The following is a 24,477-nucleotide window of genomic DNA, read 5'->3' as shown; positions in this document are numbered from 1 at the left end:
AGCTTGCTGGTTAAGCTCGTGGGTAAAACTCGCTTTTAAGCTTTTTACCAACCAACTCTCGGCATTTTAATTAGCTATAGCGCTCATCAACCGTACGTGAACCATTTGCCTTACCTTGCCCATTTATACCCAGAGCTTAGCAAATTAGATTTTCTTAGCTTTCAGCCGTCAGCCCTTCAAATTGTTTCCAATTATGCCATACGGGTGTGAGCTTACTGCTAATGCCGAGGTTCTTACCCAGCTCAGTCCAACGAGACGGAAAGTGAAAATCAGAGCCCGCCGATGCTAGTAACTGATGGGTTTGTGCAAGCTCATTAATAAGCTCTTGTTTGGTTTTATTGATACCTGGAAACGCAGTTTCAATGGCATCGCCACCGGCTTGTTCGAACAAGGCCACCAAACGCCGTAGCCACTTCGCTGTCATATCATAATGAGCAGGATGAGCCAGTACTGCTTGTCCACCTGCATCGTGTATCCACTCGATAGCCGTTTCGATACTTGGCCACTCTGCTTTAACTGCAGCTCGTTTGCCTTTGCCAAGATACTTCTTAAACGCGGCGTCCATACTTGGCACACCGTAGTTGTTTACTAATACGCGCGCAAAGTGCGCCCGTGTCACCTGGCCAACGCCCGCTAGCGCTTTTGCTCGCGTTAGAACACCTTCAAACCCACACTTTTCGAGCTTATCAGCAATTTTTTCAGCTCGGGCTTCTCGGGTTTGAGACTGGCCTTGCAGCCGCTCAAGAAACGTTGGGCAGTGTCTGTCCACATTTAATCCAACTATATGGATATCGAAACTGTGCCAAGTGGTGGAAATTTCAACACCATCAATAATGGTTAAAGCACGTTTTTGCTTCGATTGGGTAGCATGTGCTTCTTCCAAACCGGCTACGGTATCGTGGTCGGTAACGGCAAGCGCATCCACCTGCATGGTGTGTGCGCGAAGGATTAATTCTTCTGGCGTTAGGTGGCCATCAGAGAATTTTGTATGACTGTGTAGATCTATTTTCAATGTCTTATGCAAATTTTAGGTTGACACAAACGGCAATTTGTTTTCTTCTATACACACAAAGTATACGTACTAACCGCTTCAAATCCTATTGAAGTTTGGAAAAACAACGAGTAATTCATGCATTCATACAATATTTCAACAGCAATGACAGTTGCAGCTTGGTGGTGGCACTCCCTAACTTAACGGGCGGTGTGCACTGTAGTGCGTGAATGAATACACATAAAGGCCCGTTTATACGGGCCTTTTTTTTGTCTTTTTGCAGTTGGAGAGTAGCAAAAATGAGTTTAGCGGAACTGGGGATTTCTCCAGGTAAGGTAGAGACAATTGAGCAGGTGGGACACTATGTCGATGATCCACTTGCCGCGTTTGCCCACCTTTGTGGCAATAAAAATAACGCATTGCTTTTAGAGTCGGCAGAAATTGATTCTAAAGACGATTTACAAAGCTTGTTAATGGTTGACGCAGCACTGCGCATGGAATGCCGGGGCAACTGCGTTGAAGTGAAAGCACTGACAGGCAACGGCGCTTCAGTGTTACCTTTATTTGTTGACCACGCCCCTGACGGCCTACACATCAAAGAAAGGACAGACACTTCAATTACGTTGGTGTGTGATGAGGCTGACGGTGAACTTGACGAAGACAGCCGCTTAAAGGCCGCAAGCGTAATGGACGCGCTTCGCATTGTTATCAATAAGATTACACCAATCCGCCAACATCCCCACGCGGTTTTCTTAGGCGGTGTATTTGCCTACGACATGCTAGCAGGCTTTGAAAAACTACCCGATGTTGCAGAAGGTGAAAATGACTGTCCAGACTTTGTGTTTTACTTGGCAGAGACCTTAATTACCGTTGACCACCAAACCCGCGAGACACATTTAATTGGCAGTGTTTTTAGCGGACAAGACGTTGCCCAGCAATACTTTGCCATTGCTCAGCGCTTAGAAGCAATTCATCAGCAGCTACACGATATGCCCGCTGAACCAGTGCTAGTAGGTGCAAATACAGCAAAGATTGTTGATGTAGAAAGTGAAGCACAAAGCGGACAGTCACTCGTTTCCGACTCAGAAAACTCAAACGAAACCGAAAACGGACAGTCACTTTCTTCTTTTGACCCAAGCGTCGAAGTGAGTGTTGATTTAAGTGATGAACAGTTTTGCAACCATGTGCTGGACTTAAAACAGCACATTTTAGCCGGCGACATTTTTCAGGTTGTGCCCTCGCGCACATTCTCTCTCCCCTGCCCATCGCCGCTACTTGCTTACGCTAAACTTAAAGAATCAAACCCAAGCCCTTACATGTTTTACATGCAAGATGCCGCTTTCAGCATATTTGGCGCCTCTCCTGAATCAGCGCTTAAATACGAAAGAGAAAGCAATCAGGTAGAGATCTACCCGATTGCCGGTACCCGTCCACGTGGCAAGCGCCCTGATGGCAGTATCGACAGAGATTTAGACAGCCGCATTGAGCTTAACCTTCGCGAAGACACCAAAGAAAAGTCTGAGCACATTATGCTGGTTGACCTTGCCCGAAACGATGTTGCAAAAGTGAGTCGCCCAGGTACGCGCTATGTGAAAGACTTGCTAAAAGTTGACCGTTACTCTCACGTGATGCACTTGGTGTCACGCGTGGTTGGCCAGCTACGTGACGACTTAGATCCACTGCACGCTTATCAAGCCTGCATGAATATGGGCACCCTAGTCGGCGCACCAAAAGTAAGCGCAGCGACGTTAATTCGCGAAGTTGAGAAAAAACGCCGCGGCAGTTATGGCGGCGCGGTTGGCTACTTGAATGGTCAAGGCGATATGGACACTTGTATTGTCATTCGTTCAGCGTTTGTGAAAAACGGTACGGCCTATATTCAAGCGGGTGCAGGTGTAGTATATGACTCGGTTCCACAAGCTGAAGCTGATGAAACTCGCGCTAAGGCGCAAGCGGTAATTGGCGCAGTAAAAGCAGCACTACAAGAAGAAGCTGAAAGTATCAACGTTGCGTTAAATGAAGGAGGCAACGCATGAATCAGCAAGTGACCACCCTATTTTTGCTCGACAATGTAGACTCATTTACCTACAACCTTGTGGACGAACTGCGCACCTTAAACCTAGACATTAAAGTCTATCGCAACACGGTTTCAGCAAATGCTCTGTTTGAAAGAATGCAGGAACAAGCAACGAAAGGCCCCGTGCTTCTTATGCTGTCGCCAGGCCCAGGTGCACCAAGTGAAGCTGGCTGTATGCCTGAGCTACTTAAAAAAGTACACGGCGTGTTCCCCGTAATTGGTATTTGTTTAGGCCATCAAGCTATTGTTGAGCATTACGGCGGCACCGTAGGTCGCGCCAGCCAAGTTATGCACGGCAAATCTTCTGCCATTACTCATTCTGAAGATGCTATGTTCAAAGGCTTACAGCAGCCCTTACATGTCGCACGCTACCACTCTTTAGTGGCACATTCATTGCCTGAAAACCTTACTGTTTGCGCATCTACAATAAACGATGACGGCAGTGAGGCCGTAATGGCAGTTTACAACAGCGAAGATCGCATGTTGGGTTTCCAATTTCACCCAGAATCTATTTTAACAGCCCACGGCAGTTTGCTGTTAAAGCAAAGTATTGACTATTTAACGTTACAGGGAGCGAACCATGCTTAACGCAGGCCCTCTACTAGAACAAATTATGTTGCGAGAATCACTGTCGCAAACCGAGGCATACAGCTTGTTTAACAGCATCATGCACGGTGAGCAAAGCGAGGTGATGATTGCTTCAGTGCTGACTGCGCTGAAAATGAAAAAAGAATCGCCCAGCGAAATTGCGGGTGCCGCGAGTGCCATGGTTGCCAATGCACTGCCCTTTCCCACACCGTCTTATGAGTTTGCAGATATCGTTGGTACAGGCGGAGATGGCCACAACACCATTAATATTTCCAGTGCAGCCGGTGTAGTTGCCGCATCTTGTGGCGTGAAGGTGGCGAAACACGGTAATCGCAGTGTATCGAGTAAGTCTGGCTCTGCTGATTTGTTTCGCCAGTTTGGTCTTAATTTAGAAATTAGCCCAGAAACATCCCGCAAGTGCTTAGATGAAGCAAATTTCACATTTCTTTTTGCACCGGTTTATCACGCCGGTATGCGCCACGCAGCCCCCGTGCGCGCTGCGATGAAGACCAGAACCTTATTTAATATACTGGGGCCGCTGGCAAACCCGGCGGGTCCAACTCATGGCGTTTTCGGCGTATACTCTCCTGAACTGCTTGAACCTTACGCAAAAACCCTTATGCTGCTTGGCCAACACCGCGCAATGATAGTGCATGGCGATGGCTTGGATGAACTGGCGCTTCACGGCGAATCAATGATTTACGACCTTGAGCATGGCGATATTCGCAAGCTTACCGTTACCGCCGAAGACTTCGGTTTACCTCATTATCCTCTTTCTGCGATTGAGGGCGGTGAACCTGAAGAAAACAGACAATTTGTTGAAGCCGCGCTAAACGGCGAAGGTAAAGAGGCGCACCGTGCCGCTATCGCCATGAACTGCGGGGCACTGTTGAAAGTAACCGGCAAAGCCTCAACCTTCAAAGAAGGGGCTGAAATGGCGATGAACGCTATGGCCGAAGGGTTACCCATGCAGTTATTAACGAAGGTTGCCAAAATTACTCAGGAGGTAAGCACGAATGGCTAATGTGCTTGAGAAAATTGTTGCAGACAAACGAGAAGAAGTGGCCGCACGCAAAGATGCACTGCCGCTGGAAAGCTTCAAGGCGAATCTAGTTCCTTCCGAGAAGAGTTTATTTGCCGCACTTAGTGAGCCAAACGCAGGCTTTATCTTCGAATGCAAAAAAGCATCGCCTTCAAAAGGCCTAATTCGAGAGCATTTCGATTTAGACGAGATCTTAGCGGCTTACACGCCTTATGCTGCCGGTATTTCTGTGCTGACAGACGAGAAGTACTTCCAAGGTAAATTTGAGTACTTAGCTTATGTAACTGAGCGTGTTGCTCAGCCTGTGCTTAACAAAGATTTCTTCGTAGATACCTATCAAGTGTATCTAGCCCGTCACTATAATGCCGACGCAGTGCTATTAATGCTTAGTGTGCTAAATGATGACGAATATCGCGAGTTGGCAAGCGTTGCCAATGCTCTGTCATTAGACATTCTTACCGAAGTAAGTAATGAAGAAGAAATGGAGCGCGCTATTGCCCTTGAAGCCAACATCATTGGTATCAATAATCGCAACTTACGCGACCTTTCTACTGATTTAGCCACAACCGAACGCCTTGTGCCCATGCTTGAAAAAGCCACGCACGACTACGTGGTTATTTCAGAGTCGGGCATATACACACACCAAGACGTGCTTCGTTTAGCGCCTGTATCCCAAGGCTTTTTGGTGGGCAGTGCGTTAATGGCAGAGTCTGACCTACCACGCGCTGTGAAAACGTTAGTGAATGGCGCAGTTAAAGTGTGCGGACTTACCAACCCCGAACAAGCGCAAATGGCGTTTGATAAAGGCGCTAGCTTTGGCGGGCTTATCTTCGCTGAAAAATCGCCACGCTGTGTGAGCGAAGCACAGGCTTTGACTATAACGCAGAGCATTGACGGTGCTTTTGTTGGCGTGTTCGTTAATCACGACATTGATGAAGTGGCATCACTCGCTGCTTCGCTCAACCTTTTTGCCGTGCAGCTTCACGGCAGCGAAGATGACACCTACATTTCAGCGCTTGCTGCCAAGCTTCCAGAAGGTTGTGAAATTTGGAAAGTCGAAGGTGTTAAAGCAACCTCTTCTGACGAACTACCAGAATCAGTGGACAGACACTTAAATAATAGCCTTGTAAGCCGAGTTCTTCTGGATTGCCAAGTGGGTGATGCCAAAGGCGGTACAGGCGAAGCGTTCAATTGGCAGCTATTAAACGATATCGAAGCGAAGCATAAGTTAGTGCTTGCTGGCGGTATTAACGCCCAGAATGTTGCAGAAGCTATTGCAACCGGCTGTGGTGCTATTGATGTGAATTCAGGCGTGGAAACCGCACCCGGTGTGAAAAGCGAAGAAAAACTCGACGCGCTTTTTGCCATTTGCCGCCGTTACTAATTTAAATACAGGACAACGTAATGAACCAGTTAGATACAAAATTTGGTGAATTTGGTGGCATGTACGTGCCCGAGCTACTTATTCCAGCACTAGACCAACTGGAAAAAGCATTTTTAGATGCCAAGGACGACCCGACATTTAACGAAGAGTTTTTATCTCTGTTAAAAGACTACGCCGGTCGCCCAACGTCAATGACGTTAACTCGCAATCTGGTAAGTAACCCAAAGGTAAAGTTATACCTAAAGCGTGAAGACTTACTACACGGTGGCGCTCACAAAACTAACCAGGTGTTGGGCCAAGCGCTGCTGACTAAGCGAATGGGTAAAAAAGAAGTTATCGCCGAAACTGGCGCAGGCCAGCACGGTGTTGCAACCGCGTTAGCATGTGCATTGTTGGGACTAAAAGCACGTATTTATATGGGTGCGAAAGACGTTGAGCGTCAAGCGCCAAACGTGTTTCGAATGAAGCTTATGGGCGCAGAAGTTATTCCTGTGAATGCCGGTTCTGGTACGCTTAAAGATGCCGTAAACGAAGCCATGCGCGACTGGTCGGCAAACTATGATAAAGCGCACTATTTGTTAGGCACAGCCGCGGGCCCACACCCGTTCCCGACTATTGTTCGTGAATATCACCGTATGATCGGTGAAGAAACTCGTGCACAAATTATGGAAAAAGAAGGTCGCTTACCTGACGCAGTAGTGGCATGTGTGGGCGGAGGCTCAAATGCTATCGGTATGTTTGCAGACTTTATTGATGAGCCATCTGTACGCCTAGTTGGCGTTGAGCCTGCGGGTAAAGGTGTGCACACCAAAGAGCACGGCGCAACTATCGTGACGGGTACAAAAGGCATTCTTCACGGCGCTTACACCTTCATTATGCAAGACAAAGAAGGCCAGATTGAAGAGAGCTACTCAGTATCAGCTGGTCTGGACTACCCTGCTGTTGGCCCTCAGCATGCTTATCTTCACGACATTGGCCGAGCGGAATACGTGGCCGCCACCGACGAAGAAGCGCTGAACGCATTCCAATTGCTTGCAAGAAAAGAAGGTATTATTCCTGCCCTTGAATCGTCGCATGCCTTAGCGCACGCGCTTAATATGGCAGATGAAGCGGAAGAAGAAACCATCATCGTAGTTAACTTATCAGGTCGTGGCGACAAAGATTTAGCGCACGTTATCAACATTTTAGGGGACGATTTATAATGGATAGATATGCACAAATGTTTGCCGGGCTTGATAAAAAGAACCAAGGCGCTTTCGTACCTTTCGTAATGATTGGTGACCCCGATTTAGCGCAATCTGAAGCCATTATTTGCCAGCTAGTAGAAAGCGGTGCTGACGCACTTGAGTTAGGTATACCTTACTCTGACCCCATCGCTGATGGCCCCACGATTCAAGCTTCTGCTATTCGCGCATTAAATAACAAGGTGACGGTAGCAGATTGCTTGGGTGTTATTTCACGTGTTCGCGCAAAATATCCTAATGTGCCTATCGGCTTGCTTCTGTACAGCAACTTAGTAATGGCCCAAGGCATCGAAAATTTTTACAATAAAGCGCAAGAGGCAGGCGTTGACTCAATTTTGGTCGCTGACGTTCCTATTCGCGAAGCAGCACCTTTTCAAAAAGCAGCCGAAGCCACTGGCATTTCACAAATTCTGATTGCACCACCTAATGCTACTGACGAAACCATGGAAAAAATCGGGGAATACTCGAAAGGTTACACGTATTTGCTGGGTCGTGCTGGCGTTACTGGCGCAGAAACTGCCGCAAACGTGCCTGCTTCAGAGCTTATTGAGCGCTTGAACAAACACAAAGCAGCACCAGCATTGTTAGGTTTTGGTATTTCTACACCGGAACAGGTTAAATCTGCTATTGACGCTGGTGCCGCTGGCGCAATTTCAGGCTCGGCGACAGTGAATATTATCGCTGCCAATTTATCGGACAGTCACAAAATGCTAAGCGAGCTCGGCAGCTTTGTTGAAAGCATGAAAGCAGCTACGGCAAAAGGATAAACGTATGCTATATATGATTTGTGCAACCGATGTGGCGGACAGCCTAGAAAAACGCCTAGCGGCGCGACCTGCTCACCTTGAACGTCTGAATGCATTAAAAGATGCGGGCCGTTTAGTTATGGCAGGCCCCTTCCCTGCTGTAGATAGCCCAGATCCAGGTCCGGCCGGATTTACTGGTTCGCTAGTAGTCGCAGAGTTTGATTCACTAGAAGCTGCTCAAGCATGGGCAGACGCTGACCCGTACATCGAAGCAGGTGTTTACGAAAGTGTTGTTGTTAAACCTTACAAAAGGGTTTTGCCTTAGTTTTTAGCTAAACGCTAAGTAGCAAACTGCGATAAATAACGAAAGCCCCTTGAGACCGAATAGCTCCGGTTTTAAGGGGCTTTTTTGTTGCTTCAACAATAATGAAGCTAACACTTATTTATCGAACTAGTGTGGACAGTCACTCATTTACTAAACTAATGAGGACACACACTCGTAATTATTTGCCAAGCTTCATACTGTTGATAATGGACAGTCACTTAATAATCAGCCAACAATCGTAATAAACAATCTCTTGTGGACAGACACTCGCTCCTCTAAGTATGTGTCCGAGCGCCTCGAAGCTTCGTCATAAAATTGGCCCATTATACTGCGTTTAGAGATCGACCTTTTCGTGTTCCCCCATCTCTTCTGGCTTTACCGTTTTACCAGTAAGCATTTTAAACATGCCTTTGAGTGAAGGGTCTGCATCCCACACTTCTGCATCTGTAAGTTCGAAGCGAAGCATTAATAAAGAAGGATCATCTTTACCTTTCTGGAACCATGCTTCTACTGGATTAGACCAGTATTTATCAATCACCTCTTTACGTGATTCAACAGTGAGGTTGCCTCGTATACAAGCAAATACATCATGACCTTTGGATGCAAAATGAACCATGGTTTTTCCACCTTTAGCAATGCGGTTGTCTCGACTAGTGTAAAACCAAAACTCGCTATCAGCGTCTTTATCAAGCTGGGCGTACATAGGCTCGGCATGCATATCCTCACCTACCAGACTTACCATGACTTTTGGACTATCTGACATTGCTTTCCACATTGTTTTCTTAATATCGCTAGACATAGCTCCTCCTTGTTGAAAATAAGTGCCTGTCCGACGTTACTATTGAATGGAGTAGTTGAACTAAACGCCTTATTTTCATTTTATTGATTCATCTGAAGCTTATGCCTCGCACGTGGCATGCCAAAAAAGTCAATATCATCCCGCTCAGCTGCCAAAAGAGTTATTGAGAAACGTAAGCTCTTCACTACACACTAGTTAGGTACAGCTTTGGACACACACTCATACATCCATATGAGCGTTGAGAACTAATTTACAAAAACCGTGGACAGTCACTCGTTTGCACAATAAACATTGGTCCCCCTTAATAACAATCAACAAAGTGGACAGACACTTTTTCAAAGTAGGAGTAAAGATTACTCAATATGACTTACTAACTAGAGCACTTAAATATATGCGTCACTTTGAAGCTTAGAAATAGAGTTGTGGACAGACACTCTCATTTTGACTTGTGGCCTCTTAGCAACTAAGTGTCTGTCCACAATATTTGCTCTTTCGTAAATGCCATTTACTTAAGGCTTATATACAGCTTTTGCTCCGCAAGGTAGACTAAACCTAGTTCAGAATGGGTTCAGTTAACCAAGTTATACTTATCTGTAGTTTGGCCTGAGTGGGATAATAATTGTGAGGTTGTATGAAATTATCGCTTCGTGTTGCAGTAGTTTGTTTAGTGTTAGCTTTGTCTAACACAGCGCCAGCTTTGGCGTTTCAAGACTCTGGCGGCGATATATCAAAAAGCGAAGCTGCTGAGCGTGCTCGCGTTGCTGTAAATGGACGCGTCCTAAAAGTTGAACAGACCTCAAAAAACTACCGGGTAAAAGTACTTAAAAAGTCAGGGCGAGTAGTATCAGTAGATGTAGACAAACGCTCAGGCAAGGTAAAAACAAATAAAGATAAGGACTAACATGCGTATCCTCGTAGCCGAAGACGATAGCAGATTATTAACCCAGCTTGATGCGCTCCTTCAGCAAAATGGCTATAGCGTAGACCTCGCAGATAATGGTGAGCACGCGCTTTTTCTCATTAAAGAATATAGCTATGACCTGGCTATCGTCGACATCGGCATGCCAAAGCTAGACGGATTTGAGGTTATACGACAAGCCCGTCAAGCTGATATTTCCTGCCCTATACTCATTTTAACTGCTAGAGATAGATGGCAAGAGAAAGTGGAAGGCCTTGATGCCGGAGCCGATGACTACCTCACCAAACCCTTTCATAACGAAGAGTTACTTGCTCGAACAAAAGCACTAATTCGACGAGCTTCAGGACAAGCGAACCCAACCATTCAGTTCGGCCCTATCTCACTGGATACCGTTAGTGAAGAACTATCGTTAAACGGTCAAGCTCTGGATCTAACAGCTTACGAATACAAAGTCATGGAGTACCTTATGCTTAACCCGCAAAAGGTCATCTCAAAAACAGAGCTAACCGAGCACATTTATGACCAAGATTTCGATTTAGATAGTAATGTCATAGAGGTTTTCGTTGGAAGACTGCGGAAAAAGCTGGACCCGACCGGTGAGTTAAAGCCAATCGAAACCCTTCGAGGTAGAGGCTATAGGATAAATAGAAGTTTATGAGGCAATTGTCGCTACGTCTTCGGAGTATCTTTCTAGCGATTGTTCTTCTAGCGTTATTTGCGCCCTTTACTGTTGTCATTTTAGACGAGGCATATACTGATAGCCTTACGCAAGCCAAGATGAGTGAGCTTAGGTTGATGAACTTAGGTCTATTATCGGCTTTCGAGTTAGATGGCGACCTGCCCTATATGCCTGAAATTTTATACGAAGAGCAGTTAAACCTTCCGGGATCAGGTTATCTTGGCGTGATTGTGTTTCGAGACGAAGTAATTTGGCAGTCAGCCTCAGCTCTTGAATATACCTTTTCACCACCTGAGATAGACGTTGCAGTCGGTAACGAGTTATTTTTGGATTCTCATACACCTAAGTTTGAAGAAGATTCCGAGTTTTTTGTATACGCCTTTACTGCGGAATTTGCTTCAAGTAGAGACTTCGAGCCTGTTCGGTTTTATATATTTAACAATAAAGCACTTTTTGAAGCAGAGCGGAATACGTTCTTAGACACGACGTGGCAGTGGATTTTCACGCTCTGTATAGCGCTCCTAATTTTTATTATTATCGGGATTAGCCTAGTACTTCTTCCTGTTAGGAAGTTAATTGACGAAATTTCACAAGCCTCAAGTGGACATAAACGCCAGTTAGAATCACGCTATCCCGTTGAATTCGATTCCTTAAAACAATCCATTAATGGTTTGCTTCAAACTGAGGCCGCCCAAAGGGCGAGATATAAAAACAGTTTAGGAGACTTAGCACATAGTTTAAAAACGCCTTTGGCAGTAGCATCGGGCACTAGCGATTTACCTACTGAGGTAAACGAAGCATTACAGCAAATTGACCGAATCATTAAACGCCAGCTGAAAAGAGCGAGTGCTGGAAAATCTGGCTGGCAACAAGCAATCTATATATTACCCATTTTGCACAAGCTTGCCGATGCAATGGACAAGGTCTACCAAGATAAAGCCCTTACTATAGAGTTTGAACTGGATGAGGATACTCAGTTTAAAGGAGACGAGACCGACTTCATGGAACTATGTGGCAACCTTCTAGACAATGCATGCAAAGCAGCGACCAATAGAATTATCGTATCAGCGTCGAAGCGTGCTGGTTGGCTAACAATTAAAGTAGAAGACGACGGCCCTGGTATTCCTGACGACAAAAAGGTGCTTTTGTTAGAGCGAGGAACTCGACTTGATACCTATACAGAAGGCCACGGAATAGGGATGGCGTTGGCGGCCGATTTAGTTTCAATCTACGAAGGTAGAATGCTCATCGAGGACAGTTCGCTTGGCGGTGCTCGTATCGTTATTCAATTTCCCAATCACGAATAGTGCTTTAAAAAGTACAACGAAGTTTGTGCATGATCGTTAACCCCTTTAGCTTTCAATTCCTCAAATATGAGAGTGGACAGACACTTGAGTTCCTACAAAAATTTGGTGCGTATGGAAAGTGGGAAAGTGGATACACACTTAATCTTGCACAAAAGTTTTTGGGGGACTGACACATTCTCAATTGACTGTTTAGCTAGAGACCAATGAGAGATTTTTTTAAATCGATTGAGTGTCTGTCCACTTTCTACTTCCACTAAGTTACGACGCAGACTTCTCACCTTCACTCGATAACAGCACTGCAAGCCACTTGCTCTCCTCGCGAGACTCTAGAGCTATTTTTACCACCATGGTTAACGGAACTGATAGCAACATTCCAACGGTGCCTAGCAGCCACCCCCAAAATATTAACGAAAGGAATACCACGAGCGTAGAGAGCCCCATGCCCTTACCCATCAATCGAGGTTCCACCATATTACCCATGATGGTATTAACAAGCACAAAGCCAAGCGCTGCGAAACCTGCTGAGGCAGGCCCAAGTTGAACAAAGGCTATCAACACTGCGGGCACAGCAGCGATAATTGAGCCAATGTTAGGAATAAAGTTGAGCATGAAAGCCAACACAGCCCAAAGCATAAAATGATCTACTCCCATCACATACAGCCAAATACCAATAATCAGACCTGTTCCTAAACTGACCACAGTTTTTATCGCTAAGTAACTGTTCACAGAACGAATAAATCTGTCGATATGCTTTAGTTTCATTCCAGGATCGGCAAGGGCAATATGCAACCGGCGTGGAATACTGTCTGCTTCAAAAAGCATGAAAATGACAGTAAGAAGAATAAGGAAAAGGTTTGAAAGTACGCCGCCCATTCCGCTGATGAAATTTGTTGCTACAGACATAGCCGTTGCTGGATCAAGGTGCGAAGCGATTAACTCTCTATTGATGTGAATATTAAATTCAGCCAATTTGGACACAACCCAGGCAAACTCTGTATCAAGCTTACTTCTGTATTCTGGCAAATTTTCTCGAAACTCGGTCATAGACTGGCCAACTAAGCCAGCTAAAAGAAAACCAAAAACAACGATAAGCAGTATAACAAAAGTTATAGAGAGCCATTTAGGCACGCCAAATTTCGAAGTCCAACGTATTATTGGGCTACACGCGATCGCTATAAAAATAGAGAGAAAAAACGGTACCATGATCGTACTGGCGGCTTTAATACCAGCCATTACCACTACTAAACATGCTAAAACGATTAGAATTTTTGCTGTTGGCGAGCGTAGTTCCATTGACATTTTGTGCTACATTCCTGACTGAAACGACAACACTTTACAACGACTTATAAACAACTACAAACAAGAGACTTCAATGAACTTTAATCTTGCCACTATTAAAATTAAAAACTTAAGACTACGCACATACATCGGCATCAATGAAGATGAAATAAAAAACAAGCAGGACGTTGTTGTTAACGTGAAAATTGATTACGACGCTGAAAAAGCGACGAACACCGACGATATGAGTGATGCGCTTAACTATAAAACGATTACAAAGGCAATCATCAAGCTTGTAGAAGACAACCGTTTTTCTCTTCTGGAAAAACTTACCGCCGATGTGCTAAGCATTGCCGCAGAACATTCTTCGGTGCGCTACGCTGAGGTTGAGGTCGATAAGCCACATGCCCTTAGATTTTCTGATTCCGTGTCCCTGACACTATCTTGCAATAAGACGGGATAAGGTCATACCTCGAGGAGCTAATTGTGAACATTCTTTTGACCGGTGGAACAGGGCTGATAGGAAGCGAATTTATTCGTCAATATTCTCGAGAACATGAATTTACGGTGATTTCTCGCGACTTTGCAAAAGCAAAGAGCAAATTGGGGGATAACGTCAAAATCGTCGAGAACGTTTCTTCGTTAGAAAATTTTGAAAGTTTCGACGCAGTAATTAATTTAGCTGGAGAGCCTATCGCCGATAAGCGCTGGACAGATACTCAAAAGAAAATAATTTGCAATAGCCGCTGGGACATCACTTCTGAGCTAGTCTCAAAAATAAATAGTTGTGATGCACCTCCGTCTGTTTTCTTATCGGGCTCCGCGATTGGTTACTACGGCAATCAAGGAGACAAGCTTGTAACTGAAGAAACTCCTCCTCATAACGAGTTCACCCATGAACTGTGCGCTAAATGGGAGACTATTGCCCAAAGTGTAGATCAAGCTAAGACACGTGTCGTAACGCTTCGAACTGGTGTAGTTCTCACCGAAAAAGGCGGTGCGTTAGGGAAAATGGCTCTACCGTTTAAACTGGGGGCCGGAGGTACACTTGGGAGTGGTAGTCAGTATTTGGCCTGGATCCACTTACAAGATATGGTGCGTGCTATCTCCTTCTTGCTCGAGAATAGTACATGTTCTGGTGCATTTAATTTAACGGCACCAGAACCAGTGACGAACAAGATGTTCTCTAAAGCGCTCGCAAAATCACTTAACCGACCTTGCCTGCTCAATGTCCCGGGCTTTGTTATGAAAGTAGCAATGGGCGAATCGTCGACGATGATACTTGAGGGGCAAAGAGTCATTCCTCAAAAGCTTACTACCGCCGGCTTCAGTTTTGACTTCCCTTCTATCGACGAGGCGCTAAGAGAGATATATCGCGCTTAAATGAATTACTTAAATTAGCTACGTGCCTTGTGGACAGTCACTTGAATTGCTGAGCAAGTGTGTGTCCACATTTATTGCACAACATTATCGCGAGGCATGCTGCTTAGTCACAGACCTCAAAAACTTCTATCCACTCTCAAACCAGAGCACTTCTCAAACTCTTCGCGAAAACCATTCTTTTGTAATTAGTGAACTTTGCTGTGAAATGCACAGTGGACAGACACTCATTTGAATTGAGTGACTGTCCACTGCCCTTAATCTAAACGGCACTTAACCGAGTGTCTGTCCGTTTTGTATTCGTTTTGTATTAAAGTGCACTTTAAACTAACGCAACAATACTTAAACCATATTCCGCAGCATCTGACTGGTATTAAGTGTAAGCAAACGCCAGCATCCAAACGCACCTAATATGCCTACAACGACAGCGCCAACGCTTGGCGCTATTGCCCAGTATTCTGGGTGTAAGCTTGCTTCCATTTGGAATACAGAGGTTTGAAGTAAATAAAGGCTCAACTCATTGGCCATTGCTGCCATAAAGCCTGCTACTACACCAATGATAACAAACTCAAAAATAACACTTTTTCTTATCAACGCCCCCTTTGCACCGAGCGTCCGAAGTATGGCTATTTCCTGTCTGCGTTCATCCATACTCGCCTGTACTTGTGCAATCAATACCAGACTGCCCGCTAACAATACCAGCACCAAAATAAATTCAACGGCAACAGACACCTGATCAACAATCTCTCGCAATTGATTAATTCGAGCATCAACGTCGAACATAGTTATTGATGCAAACGGTTTAAGTAGGTTAGTTAACTCTGCCTTTCTCTCGGTAGGAAGGTAGAAACTAGTAATATAAGTTGGGCTAAATGCGGCCATTGCCTCAGGGTGAATAACGAAGAAAAAGTTAGGCTGCATAGTCTGCCAATTCACAGTACGAATACTCGTTACTTTCGTTTCGACAATCTCGCTTCCCACATTAAAAGTAAGCCGATCGCCCATTTTAATGTTCAACCTTTCTGCAACGCCTTCTTCAACGGAAACCGGGAACCATCCTTCGCTGTAGTGTTTATCCTCATCGCCATGCCAGTTCCCGTCAATGACCTCGTTTTCTTTTTGAAGCGCGTTGCTCCAAGTTAGGTTTGCTTCTCTGCCTAAACCTCTTCGGCCTTCTCGATTCGGCTCATCTTCTTTAGAAACCTCGGTGTTTACGCCTTCTCCATTTACCGAAACAAATCGACCTCGAATGACAGGATAAAACTCTTCGATTTTTACGCCATTGTCAGCGAAGTGTCTGTCCAATTCTGGTTGGATGTCTGGCGTAATGTTAATTAAGAAGTAATTGGGTGTACCTTCGGGTAATTGCGAGCGCCATTGCGAAACCATATCGTTACGCATTACCAGCACCACTAAAAGCAACATAATGGTGACGGAGAAGCTAATAAGCTGCACGCTGTTGTCCATTGCACGTCGCTTAATACGTGCCCATGCCAACTGCCACGCCCCCATTCTTCCACTGCCCAATTTGCGACCTACTGCAATTAAGATATACGTAGCACCAAGCAGTCCAAGCACCAGCGCAGCGCCAGAAACGAAAAGAATTGCGCTAATTTTTAAATCTCGGCTATACATCCACATCAATAAAAATATCGCACCACCTGATGCCACGAACTGAATGCTTCTGGAACGTAAATTCGCTGATATGTCCTTTCTTAATACGCGAAGCGGGGGAACTGAAAATAGCTGCAAAAGCGGATATAAGGAAAAGAGCAATGCACACGTAGCGCCTGTAGCAACGGCGATTAAAAGCGGCCGCCAATGCCACACGTCAAGAGATACATCCACTCTGTCCGCTACAAGTGAAACCACCACTTGCTGACCGATAAAACCTATAACGAGGCCAATAAAAATACCAAGCCCAGTGATAAATAAAATTTGGAACAAATAGACTTTTCGAATGGTGCTGCTTGTTGCCCCCAAGGTCTTCATTATTGCTACGGGATCAAAGTGACGTTGAGCATAACGCTGAGCAGCAACGGCAATGGAAACGGCCGCTAATACTATTGCTAACAAACTCGCTAACAGAAAATAGCGCTCAGCACTTGCGACAGAACGCCCTATCGCTGACTCGTCATCTTCGACTGTACGCCACGAGTGTAAGTCGTCATTTAATTGGGGCAATAACCAGGTATTGAAGTTTTCTATGTCACCCGCATCACCGGCAAAAAAGCCCACATAACGAGCGCGACTCCCTGGCCCGGTTATCGCAGTTTTTTCCAAGTCGTTTAAGTTAATTAGCGCAATAGGGTCAGTATTAAACACGCTAAAACCAGCATCGGGAATATCTACCAATACATGCGTAACGGTAAAAGTGCCATCACCAATATCGATACTATCGCCAATAGAAAGCCCCAAGCTCTGAAAAAGCCGAGACTGTACCCATGCTTCCCCAGACTGCGGTAATTCTGCAGTATTGCGTTTTTCTCCAAAAGGCTGGTCGGTAATATTGACTGTCCCTTTCAGTGGATAAGCGTCATTCACGGCTCGTAAATCAACAAGCGACATCTCGTCGCCTTTAAATACCATTGAACGTGTTGCTACCTGCTTTGCCGTCGCAAGGCCCTCTTCTCGGGCTCTAGCCAACCATTCCTCGTTTATAGGGTCGTCTGAACGAAGTTGCGCATCTGCTGCAATGAAAGCCGCAGAGCGAGACTTTAGTGCGCCCTGTAAACGCTCGCTAAAAAGTGACAACGACAATACGGCTGCCACAGAAAGCACAATGGCCAGCAATATGATGGTCAGTTCACCACGTCTAGCTTCATGCTTGAAAAGCCGCCAAGCTAAATTAAAAGACGTCGACATCTAAACCGCCTCTTTCTTATTCATTGTGTTCGCGCCAGTTGTTTCAACTAATTCGCCAGCATTCATAGTGAGTTGCCTGTCACAATGTTCCGCAAGCTCGTTATCATGAGTTACGAGTACGAGAGTTGTGCCTTTTTCTCTATTCATCTCAAACAACAGCGCTTCGATTTTTTCACTATTTTTGGCGTCTAGGTTGCCGGTAGGCTCATCGGCGAAAAGTATTTTGGGAGAGGTAATAAATGCTCGCGCTATGGCAACACGCTGTTGCTCGCCCCCCGACAACTGATTAGGGAAGTGATGTGCGCGATGTTTCAATCCGACTTGCTCTAGAATATCCAAAGCTAGTGCCCTTGGGTTATCAAGCCCTGCAATTTCTGCCGGTAGCATCACGTTTTCTAAGGCTGTTAAGCTTTGAACTAACATAAAGCTTTGGAAGATGAAGCCTACTTTATTTCCTCTTAAAATTGCGCGCTCTTCTTCATTCATACTGTGAAGTGCTTCGCCATCTAAGAAAATTTCCCCTTCTGTAACTTGGTCAAGTCCAGCTAACAAGCCCAAAAGAGTTGACTTACCCGAGCCTGACGCGCCAATAATGGCAACGGACTCACCAGACTTGACTTCAAAAGAAATAGGACGAAGGATCTGCAGTGAACCTTCACTCGTATCCACTACTTTGGTTACAGCATTAGCTTTTATCATAAGAGGTCATCAATTCGTGTTTGTTAAATTTCGTTGTTTGTTCGCGTTTTTACTTATTCTTTTAATACCCTTTCAAGCGCTATCAGATCAAGCCGAGCAGAGCGACACAAGCGAAAATGCGGTTTTACTTATCTTAGGTGACAGTTTATCCGCGGCTTATGGATTACAGCAACATGAGGGTTGGGTCAGTTTGTTACAAAAGATGTGGCAAGACGACAACATTCCGATTGATATTGTAAATGCTGCGGTAAGCGGAGAGACCACTGACGGTGGTTTAGCGCGATTTCCCCGTTTATTAGAGCAACACAACCCTACCCATGTATTGATTGAACTGGGCGGTAATGACGGCCTTCAGGGCCATAATATCGGTAAGATTAGGGATAATTTAGATTCACTGGTAAGTGTTGCGAAGGAGAGTAATGCCGTAGTGTTTCTGCAAGAAATGCAAATTCCTTCTAATTATGGCAAGCGCTATACGCAGATGTTTACTCAAAACTTCAATAAAGTAGCGGAAGCTCAGGACGTTCAAAAAATTCCATTTTTCCTTGAAGAAATAGCGCTAAATAAGGACTTAATGCAAAACGATGGTATTCATCCCAATGCTGAGGCACAGCCTTTGATCGCTAATTTTATGGACAGACACTTAAGAAGTTTAATTCTTAGCGCTCAATAATTGTGCTAATCTTATTAAGTGATTTTTTAAATGCGAGGTTTGTTTATGGACGTTTCTTCTGTTAATTCGTCTCCTGTTTCCACTGTCTTAGAATCGCCACAGCGACCTACTCAACAGGTTGAGCCCCGCAATGTGCAAGAAAGTCGCGAGACTCAGCCTCAGAGCACACAGCAGACCTCAAGCACTAACGATGGGCGTGTGGGTTCTAGGGTTGACGTGTTTGTATAACTTGCCTTTTAAATTAAATTGTTAGGGACAGACACTCGTTGGTACTTTTGCTTAGTCCTCTAGCTAGTAGAGGCGTTTTTGCAATAAGAAAATTAGAAAGGACAGACACCCGGTGAATAAGGGTGTCTGACCTTTTTCTTTTGGGTCAAATAGACTTAGCGATTGACGTCTATCCGTTATGAAATTCGAGTGTCTGTCCACGATTGCCAGTTCTGAGATTTGATCGAAAGAGCACTCATGAAAAATAACCGTCCCTAAAACTGTCCCAAAGACCACTTAAAATTGACGCCGTAAATCTCATAATGTCAATAAATAACTATGGGATACGGATATGCCTCTACCTCGTTACAAACAAATAAATACCGATGTTACACCTTATTACCACTGCATTTCTCGCTGCGTGAGGCAATCTTACCTTTGTGGTCGCGATGCCCGCACTGGCATAAACTATGAGCATAGAAGAAAGTGGATTCAAGACAGGCTCCATAAGCTTTCTCAAGCTTTTGCCATCGACCTATGCGCCTACGCTGTTATGCACAATCACATTCATGTGGTATTACATATAGCAAAAGGCAGAGCTGAAGGCTGGACGATGGATGAGGTCTTGCTTCGGTGGAGGATGTTTTATAAATGCCCGCCCGTAGTGCAGCGATATTTAGAAAACTTTGATTCTGTAACGTCAGAAGAACTTGCTGAATTGAAATCATTATCTGTTTTATATCGAGAGCGACTTCAAAGCATCAGCTGGTTTATGCGTATGCTCAATGAATATATTGCTCGAAGAGCTAACAAAGAAGATGAATGTAAGGGCTATTTCTGGGAAAGAAGGTTTAGGTCACAAGCTATACTCGATGAGAAAGCACTGGCCAGTGTAATGGCTTACGTCGATTTAAATCCCATTCGAGCAAAAATAGCGACGACGCTAAGCAACTCTCACCATACTAGTATCCAATATCGCTTGAATGCCAAACGCTCGAATAAAACGCCTAAGTTTTTGATGCCCTTTAGCGATAGTCACCACAAGAACACCGTGCCGTTGCCCTTCGCATTTACCGATTATTTGCAGCTTATCACTGATACGATGAATGCAGAGAGTAATAACGATATCTGCAAAGTCCCAAAGCTTCCTAACCGCTTGCTAAGTAAGCTTGGAATGACAAAAGAAAACTGGCAGCTAGTAACTAGTAATTTTGAAACACTTTTTACTGGGCCTGTCGGTTGCCCCGAGATGATGGAGAATTTCGCCAGATGCTGCCAAAGGGCATGTCGCCCAAACGTTGCAAATGCCCAAAGGTATCTGTCGTGAACCTCTAACACTATAGCAAAAGTACTTGGCTAAATATCGGCTTGGCGTGCAAGCACATCAACAATGTCCTGAGATTTCGTTAGGCGCCTTATGTCGTTGAACAGAACTTCAGCTTCAGGGTATTGTCTTTTCAGATAGCCGCACCATTGCTTAATTCGGTTGGGGTAATATTTGCCCTTATCACCAAAAATTTCGTAGCCAGAGTACTGAATCAGCAAAGCAGCCAGTTCAGACCATGGCATAGGTGCTACACCCTCTTTAATACTCAGCGCCAAATTAGGCATTGCCAATGCACCTCGTCCAATCATAAGGTTGGTACACTCTGATTGGCTCTGACATCGCTTAGCGTCTTCAGCGTTCCAAATTTCACCATTTGCAACAAGTGGAATATCGGTGTGTTGCTTTATCTTCGCTATCCAGTCCCAATAAGCCGGTGGTTTATATCCCTCCGTTTTGGTCCGCGCATGAACAACGAGCTCAGAAGCGCCCGCTTCAGTGATAGCTATAGCATTCTCGATAGCTAAAGATTTGTCTTCAAAACCTAGTCTGATTTTGGCTGAAACTGGGATTTCTGCAGGAACAGCGTCCCTTACAGCTTTCACTATGTCATAAAGGGTTTGGGTTTCTTTCAACAAAACCGCCCCGCCCTTACTCTTATTAACTGTTTTGGCAGGGCAACCAAAATTTAGGTCAACACCAGGAGAGCCCAGCTCTATTGCTGTTTGTGCATTCTCTGCAAGCCACTGTGGATGTTGTCCTAATAATTGAACTCGGACAGGCACACCTGCCGGAGTTTTGCCACCATTGTGAAGCTCAGGGCAAAGTCTATAAAACGTTTTCTTTGGTAACTTTTGATCGACCACTCTTACAAATTCAGTAACGCACTGATCGAAACCACCCACGCGAGTGAGCATATCTCTCATTAAGTGGTCGACAACGCCCTCCATAGGGGCAAGCATTACTTTCATTGCAAAAATCTCAGTTTATAGAACATAAAATCGGCGCGGGAGTTTAGCAAAAAGCACTTATATCAGCCAGGCTTTAATGCTTAGTTTTTCAACTTCTGTGACTGTCTATTTAAGGTGCATTTAAGGTGGTTTTAAATTGCAGCTATTTAAATTTAGTAAGTGTCTGTCCGCTAGACACTTTAATTCATGTGAGAATGATGCTGGCTTCTAATTTTGTACGAATGGAGAAAGCTTGTGTGTCTGTCCGTTCGTTCGTTCGTTCGTTCGTTCGTTCGTTCGTTCGTTCGTAGAGAGTATTGATAGAAATCCGCATTTTGCCTACTTACGAGGCTGTGACTGGGTAGCCGCTTCCTTTTCTAAATTTTCAAGGCGAGTGAATACGGCCTTCTTTTGATTATCGGTGTATGTCCGCCAATTAATGATTTCTTCAATCGTACGTTTACACCCAATGCAAATGTCTTCTTCGGTTAATTTGCACAAGGCTACACAGGGGGAAATTAAGTTCATAAAGCTTCTGTTTTATCCAGACCGTCTTTTTTACTCTGTACTCGCGAAGCTGCGATAGCTGCCATTGTAGTTTCTGATAGCTCTTTATTGGACCACAAACAAACATGACAACCAAAACGCGATTCAAGATATGAGGAAAACTCAGTGTCTGTCCCACAGTCATACCTCACTAAATTTTGCTTTTTACCGTCGTAAATAACCGCAGAATAAGTAAACACAAAGAGCCTCCTAAAAAAGAGACTCAAATATACATCTAGACGTCTAAACGTTCAAGCGTCTAATTTAAATAATCGAGTGCAGCGCAAATTGCGGCCACCTGAGCATCATTGCAATTCTCGGGTGTCGCATTATCGCTATCGGGATAGACTTCTGTGGTTGTGACGTACTTAGCATCTGTCATACCTCCACAAAGGTACAACGACTTCTTGTCATAGCAAATTACACCTTCACTCACCACATCTGCACCTATAATCTTTCCGTTTTCATCGGCCGGTGCGATATGCGTTACTTTTTTCACAGCCTCAATAACTGCTTTTTGAAACTCTATTTGGGGGCTTGGAGTATTAGCAACCGTATAGAAACCATCTGGAATGTTCCAGTTATCATGGCTCACCCCATCCCGTGCAGCTAGTGCTGGTCTAAACTCACTATTGTCCGTGTCTGTCGTTTCGTGCAAATCAATATGAAGCGTAAGAGATAACGCTAAATCAGATACTAATTGCATAAGCTGAGCAGACTCAGGTGCAGGAGAATCACTGTAAAACGAGCGATTCGGATCTAATGCCATTGGGTTCCATCGATTTATCGACTCGTATCCCCAAGGGCTTACACATGGCACCACAACTATATTTACTTGCTCCGCGTACTGAGCCAACTTTGTTTCAATAAATTGAAGCGCTCCTTGCACACCACTGGTTTCGTAGCCGTGAACACCGCCTGTAACGAGTGCAGACGGCTTTTCAGCGTCAAAACTCTTGGGAATGACAACATATAGTGGGTAACGCGCTGTATCGTAAGGAAGTGCGCCATACTGCTTTAACTCAAAGCCTTCAGGGATAATGTTGAAGAGTTTATTAAGTACTTCTTCCTGATAACTTCTTTTCACAGTCTGCTGTGCTTTCCATTGGGCTTTTTCTTTTTCGCCCCACGGCTCACCAGGAGTTCCAATTGGATAATTCTGCATATAACACCTCTTTTGTATTTTTTAGATCATAACAGTTCAACAAGCTCACGTATCTATCACACAAAAGTTTCTTAAAGGGTTGTGACATGAGTTCTTTACGCATTGAACCTCTGAAAAGTACTTGCGCGAAGGTGTTGACGCCTCTTTTGTAAGAATTGCAAATTCCGATGAAAATGATCGGTGTATGTCTAGGTAGATGGTTTAAAGAGGGAAAGAAGAGTGTCTGTCCACTGAAGCTTTCTTAAGATGGCTTTGCATTTATTTGCTTACAGATTTAATTGCAGTGTCTGTCCACAAAGTTATAAGCCAGAAACAAAAAAACCAGCCGAATGGCTGGTTTTTTCGATATGGCGTCCCCTAGGGGATTCGAACCCCTGTTACCGCCGTGAAAGGGCGGTGTCCTAGGCCTCTAGACGAAGGGGACTGAAATCTTCTTTCGAAAGCACCGCTTTCGAGATTTTCAGTAAGGCAAAGTGATCTAGCGAACTGAGCGACTTTTCCTTACCGAAACTTTCAGTCAGAAGTTGAAATATCAACTCCAGCCTATTTCACAGTTTTAATCGACTGTGACGCGATGAAATGGCGTCCCCTAGGGGATTCGAACCCCTGTTACCGCCGTGAAAGGGCGGTGTCCTAGGCCTCTAGACGAAGGGGACTGAAAATCTTCTAGTGAAGATGTACTTCACTAAATTTCTGTGAGTATAAGACAGCGTTAACCGAGCTTATCCTTACCGAAACTTTCAGTCAGAAGTTGAATAATCAACTCCAGCCTATTTCACAGTTTTAATCGACTGTGACGCGATAAAATGGCGTCCCCTAGGGGATTCGAACCCCTGTTACCGCCGTGAAAGGGCGGTGTCCTAGGCCTCTAGACGAAGGGGACTGAAAATCTTCTTTCGAAAGCTTTGCTTTCGATATTTTTAGCAAGGTGAGGTGAGTCAGCGAACTGAGCGACCTGTCCCTACCGATACTTTCAGTCAGAAGTTGAAATATCAACTCCAGCCTATTTCACAGTTTTAATCGACTGTGACGCGATAATATGGCGTCCCCTAGGGGATTCGAACCCCTGTTACCGCCGTGAAAGGGCGGTGTCCTAGGCCTCTAGACGAAGGGGACTGAATTCTTTTATCGAGACTAAACTCTCGAAGTTTCAGTCCGAAGCTGCGTTAACAACTTCAGCCTATATCAAACCACAACTCAATGTGACTTGGTGGAGCCAGGCGGGATCGAACCGCCGACCTCCTGCATGCCATGCAGGCGCTCTCCCAGCTGAGCTATGGCCCCATCAT

General features: G+C 44.9%; 24 protein-coding genes and 5 tRNA genes. 15 read left to right on the top strand and 14 right to left on the bottom strand.

Features of this window, described 5'->3' with window-relative positions; genetic code table 11:
• Positions 1-154 precede the first annotated feature (154 nt).
• Positions 155-1,012 (bottom strand): PHP domain-containing protein, encoded by an 858-nt coding sequence (locus tag MHN00_RS14595; RefSeq protein ID WP_187446823.1) that lies wholly within the window; start codon positions 1,010-1,012, stop codon positions 155-157.
• 278 nt (positions 1,013-1,290) lie between these two features.
• Between MHN00_RS14595 and MHN00_RS14590 the strand changes: the two genes are divergently transcribed.
• Genes MHN00_RS14590 through MHN00_RS14560 form a run of 7 tightly spaced genes read left to right on the top strand, consistent with a single transcriptional unit; the run spans position 1,291 to position 8,397 of the window.
• Positions 1,291-3,027, top strand: coding sequence for an anthranilate synthase component 1 (locus tag MHN00_RS14590; protein WP_239301573.1), 1,737 nt, complete (start codon positions 1,291-1,293; stop codon positions 3,025-3,027).
• The gene (locus MHN00_RS14585; RefSeq protein ID WP_101563971.1) at positions 3,024-3,656 is read left to right on the top strand and encodes an aminodeoxychorismate/anthranilate synthase component II; all 633 of its coding nucleotides are present in this window, start codon (positions 3,024-3,026) and stop codon (positions 3,654-3,656) included. Before MHN00_RS14590 ends, MHN00_RS14585 begins: the two co-directional genes overlap by 4 nt.
• Positions 3,649-4,680, top strand: a complete 1,032-nt coding sequence (gene trpD / locus MHN00_RS14580) for an anthranilate phosphoribosyltransferase (RefSeq protein ID WP_014948943.1) — start codon at positions 3,649-3,651, stop codon at positions 4,678-4,680. The genes MHN00_RS14585 and trpD overlap by 8 nt, the downstream gene beginning before the upstream one ends.
• Positions 4,673-6,082: a bifunctional indole-3-glycerol-phosphate synthase TrpC/phosphoribosylanthranilate isomerase TrpF gene (gene trpCF / locus MHN00_RS14575; RefSeq protein WP_239301572.1), complete on the top strand. Its 1,410-nt coding sequence runs from the start codon at positions 4,673-4,675 to the stop codon at positions 6,080-6,082. Before trpD ends, trpCF begins: the two co-directional genes overlap by 8 nt.
• A 20-nt stretch (positions 6,083-6,102) precedes the next feature.
• A complete protein-coding gene (gene trpB / locus MHN00_RS14570) occupies positions 6,103-7,284 on the top strand; it encodes a tryptophan synthase subunit beta (protein ID WP_014976090.1) in 1,182 nt (393 codons plus the stop codon).
• Positions 7,284-8,093, top strand: a complete 810-nt coding sequence (gene trpA / locus MHN00_RS14565) for a tryptophan synthase subunit alpha (protein WP_239301571.1) — start codon at positions 7,284-7,286, stop codon at positions 8,091-8,093. The genes trpB and trpA overlap by 1 nt, the downstream gene beginning before the upstream one ends.
• Positions 8,094-8,097: 4 nt before the next feature.
• A complete protein-coding gene (locus MHN00_RS14560; protein WP_061094662.1) occupies positions 8,098-8,397 on the top strand; it encodes a YciI family protein in 300 nt (99 codons plus the stop codon).
• Positions 8,398-8,731: 334 nt separating this feature from the next.
• Here MHN00_RS14560 and MHN00_RS14555 read toward each other — a convergent pair whose 3' ends face one another.
• Positions 8,732-9,196, bottom strand: a complete 465-nt coding sequence (locus MHN00_RS14555; protein WP_239301570.1) for a pyridoxamine 5'-phosphate oxidase family protein — start codon at positions 9,194-9,196, stop codon at positions 8,732-8,734.
• A 631-nt stretch (positions 9,197-9,827) separates the two neighbouring features.
• Between MHN00_RS14555 and MHN00_RS14550 the strand changes: the two genes are divergently transcribed.
• From MHN00_RS14550 to MHN00_RS14540, 3 genes are read left to right on the top strand one after another with little or no spacing between them, the layout of a single operon-like run.
• On the top strand, positions 9,828-10,097 hold the full coding sequence (locus tag MHN00_RS14550) for a PepSY domain-containing protein (protein ID WP_014948937.1): 270 nt from the start codon (positions 9,828-9,830) through the stop codon (positions 10,095-10,097).
• Between the two features lies 1 nt (position 10,098).
• On the top strand, positions 10,099-10,773 hold the full coding sequence (locus MHN00_RS14545) for a response regulator transcription factor (RefSeq protein WP_239301569.1): 675 nt from the start codon (positions 10,099-10,101) through the stop codon (positions 10,771-10,773).
• A complete protein-coding gene (locus MHN00_RS14540) occupies positions 10,770-12,101 on the top strand; it encodes an ATP-binding protein (protein WP_239301568.1) in 1,332 nt (443 codons plus the stop codon). Before MHN00_RS14545 ends, MHN00_RS14540 begins: the two co-directional genes overlap by 4 nt.
• 258 nt (positions 12,102-12,359) lie before the next feature.
• Here the strand turns inward: MHN00_RS14540 and MHN00_RS14535 are convergent, their stop codons facing one another.
• A complete protein-coding gene (locus MHN00_RS14535; RefSeq protein ID WP_014948934.1) occupies positions 12,360-13,400 on the bottom strand; it encodes an AI-2E family transporter in 1,041 nt (346 codons plus the stop codon).
• Between the two features lie 73 nt (positions 13,401-13,473).
• On the opposite strand from MHN00_RS14535, the gene folX reads away from it, so the two are divergent.
• Together folX and MHN00_RS14525 are read left to right on the top strand one after the other, a co-directional pair.
• Positions 13,474-13,842 carry a dihydroneopterin triphosphate 2'-epimerase gene (gene folX, locus MHN00_RS14530; protein WP_012517852.1) on the top strand — a complete coding sequence of 123 codons (369 nt, stop codon included), beginning with the start codon at positions 13,474-13,476 and terminating at the stop codon, positions 13,840-13,842.
• 23 nt (positions 13,843-13,865) lie between these two features.
• Positions 13,866-14,762 (top strand): TIGR01777 family oxidoreductase, encoded by an 897-nt coding sequence (locus tag MHN00_RS14525; protein ID WP_239301567.1) that lies wholly within the window; start codon positions 13,866-13,868, stop codon positions 14,760-14,762.
• A 339-nt stretch (positions 14,763-15,101) separates the two neighbouring features.
• Here MHN00_RS14525 and MHN00_RS14520 read toward each other — a convergent pair whose 3' ends face one another.
• Both MHN00_RS14520 and MHN00_RS14515 read right to left on the bottom strand, forming a co-directional pair.
• Positions 15,102-17,624, bottom strand: a complete 2,523-nt coding sequence (locus tag MHN00_RS14520; protein WP_239301565.1) for an FtsX-like permease family protein — start codon at positions 17,622-17,624, stop codon at positions 15,102-15,104.
• On the bottom strand, positions 17,625-18,323 hold the full coding sequence (locus MHN00_RS14515) for an ABC transporter ATP-binding protein (protein ID WP_061094658.1): 699 nt from the start codon (positions 18,321-18,323) through the stop codon (positions 17,625-17,627). It lies immediately after the preceding gene.
• Between the two features lie 16 nt (positions 18,324-18,339).
• Between MHN00_RS14515 and MHN00_RS14510 the strand changes: the two genes are divergently transcribed.
• From MHN00_RS14510 to MHN00_RS14500, 3 genes are all read left to right on the top strand, one after another.
• A complete protein-coding gene (locus tag MHN00_RS14510) occupies positions 18,340-18,996 on the top strand; it encodes an arylesterase (protein WP_014948930.1) in 657 nt (218 codons plus the stop codon).
• Positions 18,997-19,041: 45 nt separating this feature from the next.
• Complete coding sequence (locus tag MHN00_RS14505) at positions 19,042-19,224, top strand: hypothetical protein (RefSeq protein WP_202940837.1); 183 nt, start codon at positions 19,042-19,044, stop codon at positions 19,222-19,224.
• 331 nt (positions 19,225-19,555) lie between these two features.
• Entirely contained in the window at positions 19,556-20,530 is a 975-nt protein-coding gene (locus MHN00_RS14500) for a transposase (protein WP_014948929.1), read from the top strand.
• Positions 20,531-20,559: 29 nt separating this feature from the next.
• Here MHN00_RS14500 and dusC read toward each other — a convergent pair whose 3' ends face one another.
• The 9 genes from dusC to MHN00_RS14455 form a co-directional block, all read right to left on the bottom strand.
• Entirely contained in the window at positions 20,560-21,498 is a 939-nt protein-coding gene (dusC, locus tag MHN00_RS14495) for a tRNA dihydrouridine(16) synthase DusC (RefSeq protein ID WP_061485318.1), read from the bottom strand.
• A gap of 318 nt (positions 21,499-21,816) precedes the next feature.
• On the bottom strand, positions 21,817-22,005 hold the full coding sequence (locus MHN00_RS14490) for a DUF1289 domain-containing protein (RefSeq protein WP_014948927.1): 189 nt from the start codon (positions 22,003-22,005) through the stop codon (positions 21,817-21,819).
• Entirely contained in the window at positions 22,002-22,223 is a 222-nt protein-coding gene (locus MHN00_RS14485; RefSeq protein WP_014948926.1) for a hypothetical protein, read from the bottom strand. Before MHN00_RS14485 ends, MHN00_RS14490 begins: the two co-directional genes overlap by 4 nt.
• A gap of 59 nt (positions 22,224-22,282) precedes the next feature.
• Positions 22,283-23,188 (bottom strand): M14 family metallocarboxypeptidase, encoded by a 906-nt coding sequence (locus MHN00_RS14480; RefSeq protein WP_239301563.1) that lies wholly within the window; start codon positions 23,186-23,188, stop codon positions 22,283-22,285.
• A 348-nt stretch (positions 23,189-23,536) separates the two neighbouring features.
• Positions 23,537-23,612 (bottom strand) — tRNA-Glu (locus MHN00_RS14475).
• Between the two features lie 156 nt (positions 23,613-23,768).
• Positions 23,769-23,844, bottom strand: a tRNA-Glu gene (locus tag MHN00_RS14470).
• A 151-nt stretch (positions 23,845-23,995) separates the two neighbouring features.
• Positions 23,996-24,071, bottom strand: a tRNA-Glu gene (locus tag MHN00_RS14465).
• Positions 24,072-24,228: 157 nt separating this feature from the next.
• Positions 24,229-24,304: transfer RNA gene (locus MHN00_RS14460), tRNA-Glu, on the bottom strand.
• Between the two features lie 92 nt (positions 24,305-24,396).
• Positions 24,397-24,472: transfer RNA gene (locus tag MHN00_RS14455), tRNA-Ala, on the bottom strand.
• Between the last annotated feature and the right edge of the window lie 5 nt (positions 24,473-24,477).

The organism is Alteromonas sp. Cnat2-8 (assembly GCF_022348355.1).
In the GTDB taxonomy this organism is placed as follows: Bacteria; Pseudomonadota; Gammaproteobacteria; order Enterobacterales; family Alteromonadaceae; genus Alteromonas; species Alteromonas macleodii.
Note: the sequence above shows the minus strand (reverse complement) of the source record. Positions and strands in the feature narration are given on the sequence as shown.

Excerpts from the sequence above, each read along its gene's own strand:
- trpCF (WP_239301572.1), top strand. The coding sequence starts at position 4,673 with ATGGCTAATGTGCTTGAGAAAATTGTTGCAGACAAACGAGAAGAAGTG.
- folX (WP_012517852.1), top strand. The coding sequence starts at position 13,474 with ATGAACTTTAATCTTGCCACTATTAAAATTAAAAACTTAAGACTACGC.
- MHN00_RS14520 (WP_239301565.1), bottom strand. The coding sequence starts at position 17,624 with ATGTCGACGTCTTTTAATTTAGCTTGGCGGCTTTTCAAGCATGAAGCT.
- MHN00_RS14555 (WP_239301570.1), bottom strand. The coding sequence starts at position 9,196 with ATGTCTAGCGATATTAAGAAAACAATGTGGAAAGCAATGTCAGATAGT.
- MHN00_RS14480 (WP_239301563.1), bottom strand. The coding sequence starts at position 23,188 with ATGCAGAATTATCCAATTGGAACTCCTGGTGAGCCGTGGGGCGAAAAA.
- MHN00_RS14550 (WP_014948937.1), top strand. The coding sequence starts at position 9,828 with ATGAAATTATCGCTTCGTGTTGCAGTAGTTTGTTTAGTGTTAGCTTTG.
- MHN00_RS14535 (WP_014948934.1), bottom strand. The coding sequence starts at position 13,400 with ATGTCAATGGAACTACGCTCGCCAACAGCAAAAATTCTAATCGTTTTA.
- trpD (WP_014948943.1), top strand. The coding sequence starts at position 3,649 with ATGCTTAACGCAGGCCCTCTACTAGAACAAATTATGTTGCGAGAATCA.
- MHN00_RS14505 (WP_202940837.1), top strand. The coding sequence starts at position 19,042 with ATGGACGTTTCTTCTGTTAATTCGTCTCCTGTTTCCACTGTCTTAGAA.
- trpA (WP_239301571.1), top strand. The coding sequence starts at position 7,284 with ATGGATAGATATGCACAAATGTTTGCCGGGCTTGATAAAAAGAACCAA.
- dusC (WP_061485318.1), bottom strand. The coding sequence starts at position 21,498 with ATGAAAGTAATGCTTGCCCCTATGGAGGGCGTTGTCGACCACTTAATG.
- MHN00_RS14540 (WP_239301568.1), top strand. The coding sequence starts at position 10,770 with ATGAGGCAATTGTCGCTACGTCTTCGGAGTATCTTTCTAGCGATTGTT.
- MHN00_RS14560 (WP_061094662.1), top strand. The coding sequence starts at position 8,098 with ATGCTATATATGATTTGTGCAACCGATGTGGCGGACAGCCTAGAAAAA.
- trpB (WP_014976090.1), top strand. The coding sequence starts at position 6,103 with ATGAACCAGTTAGATACAAAATTTGGTGAATTTGGTGGCATGTACGTG.
- MHN00_RS14490 (WP_014948927.1), bottom strand. The coding sequence starts at position 22,005 with ATGAACTTAATTTCCCCCTGTGTAGCCTTGTGCAAATTAACCGAAGAA.
- MHN00_RS14515 (WP_061094658.1), bottom strand. The coding sequence starts at position 18,323 with ATGATAAAAGCTAATGCTGTAACCAAAGTAGTGGATACGAGTGAAGGT.
- MHN00_RS14585 (WP_101563971.1), top strand. The coding sequence starts at position 3,024 with ATGAATCAGCAAGTGACCACCCTATTTTTGCTCGACAATGTAGACTCA.
- MHN00_RS14500 (WP_014948929.1), top strand. The coding sequence starts at position 19,556 with ATGCCTCTACCTCGTTACAAACAAATAAATACCGATGTTACACCTTAT.
- MHN00_RS14545 (WP_239301569.1), top strand. The coding sequence starts at position 10,099 with ATGCGTATCCTCGTAGCCGAAGACGATAGCAGATTATTAACCCAGCTT.
- MHN00_RS14590 (WP_239301573.1), top strand. The coding sequence starts at position 1,291 with ATGAGTTTAGCGGAACTGGGGATTTCTCCAGGTAAGGTAGAGACAATT.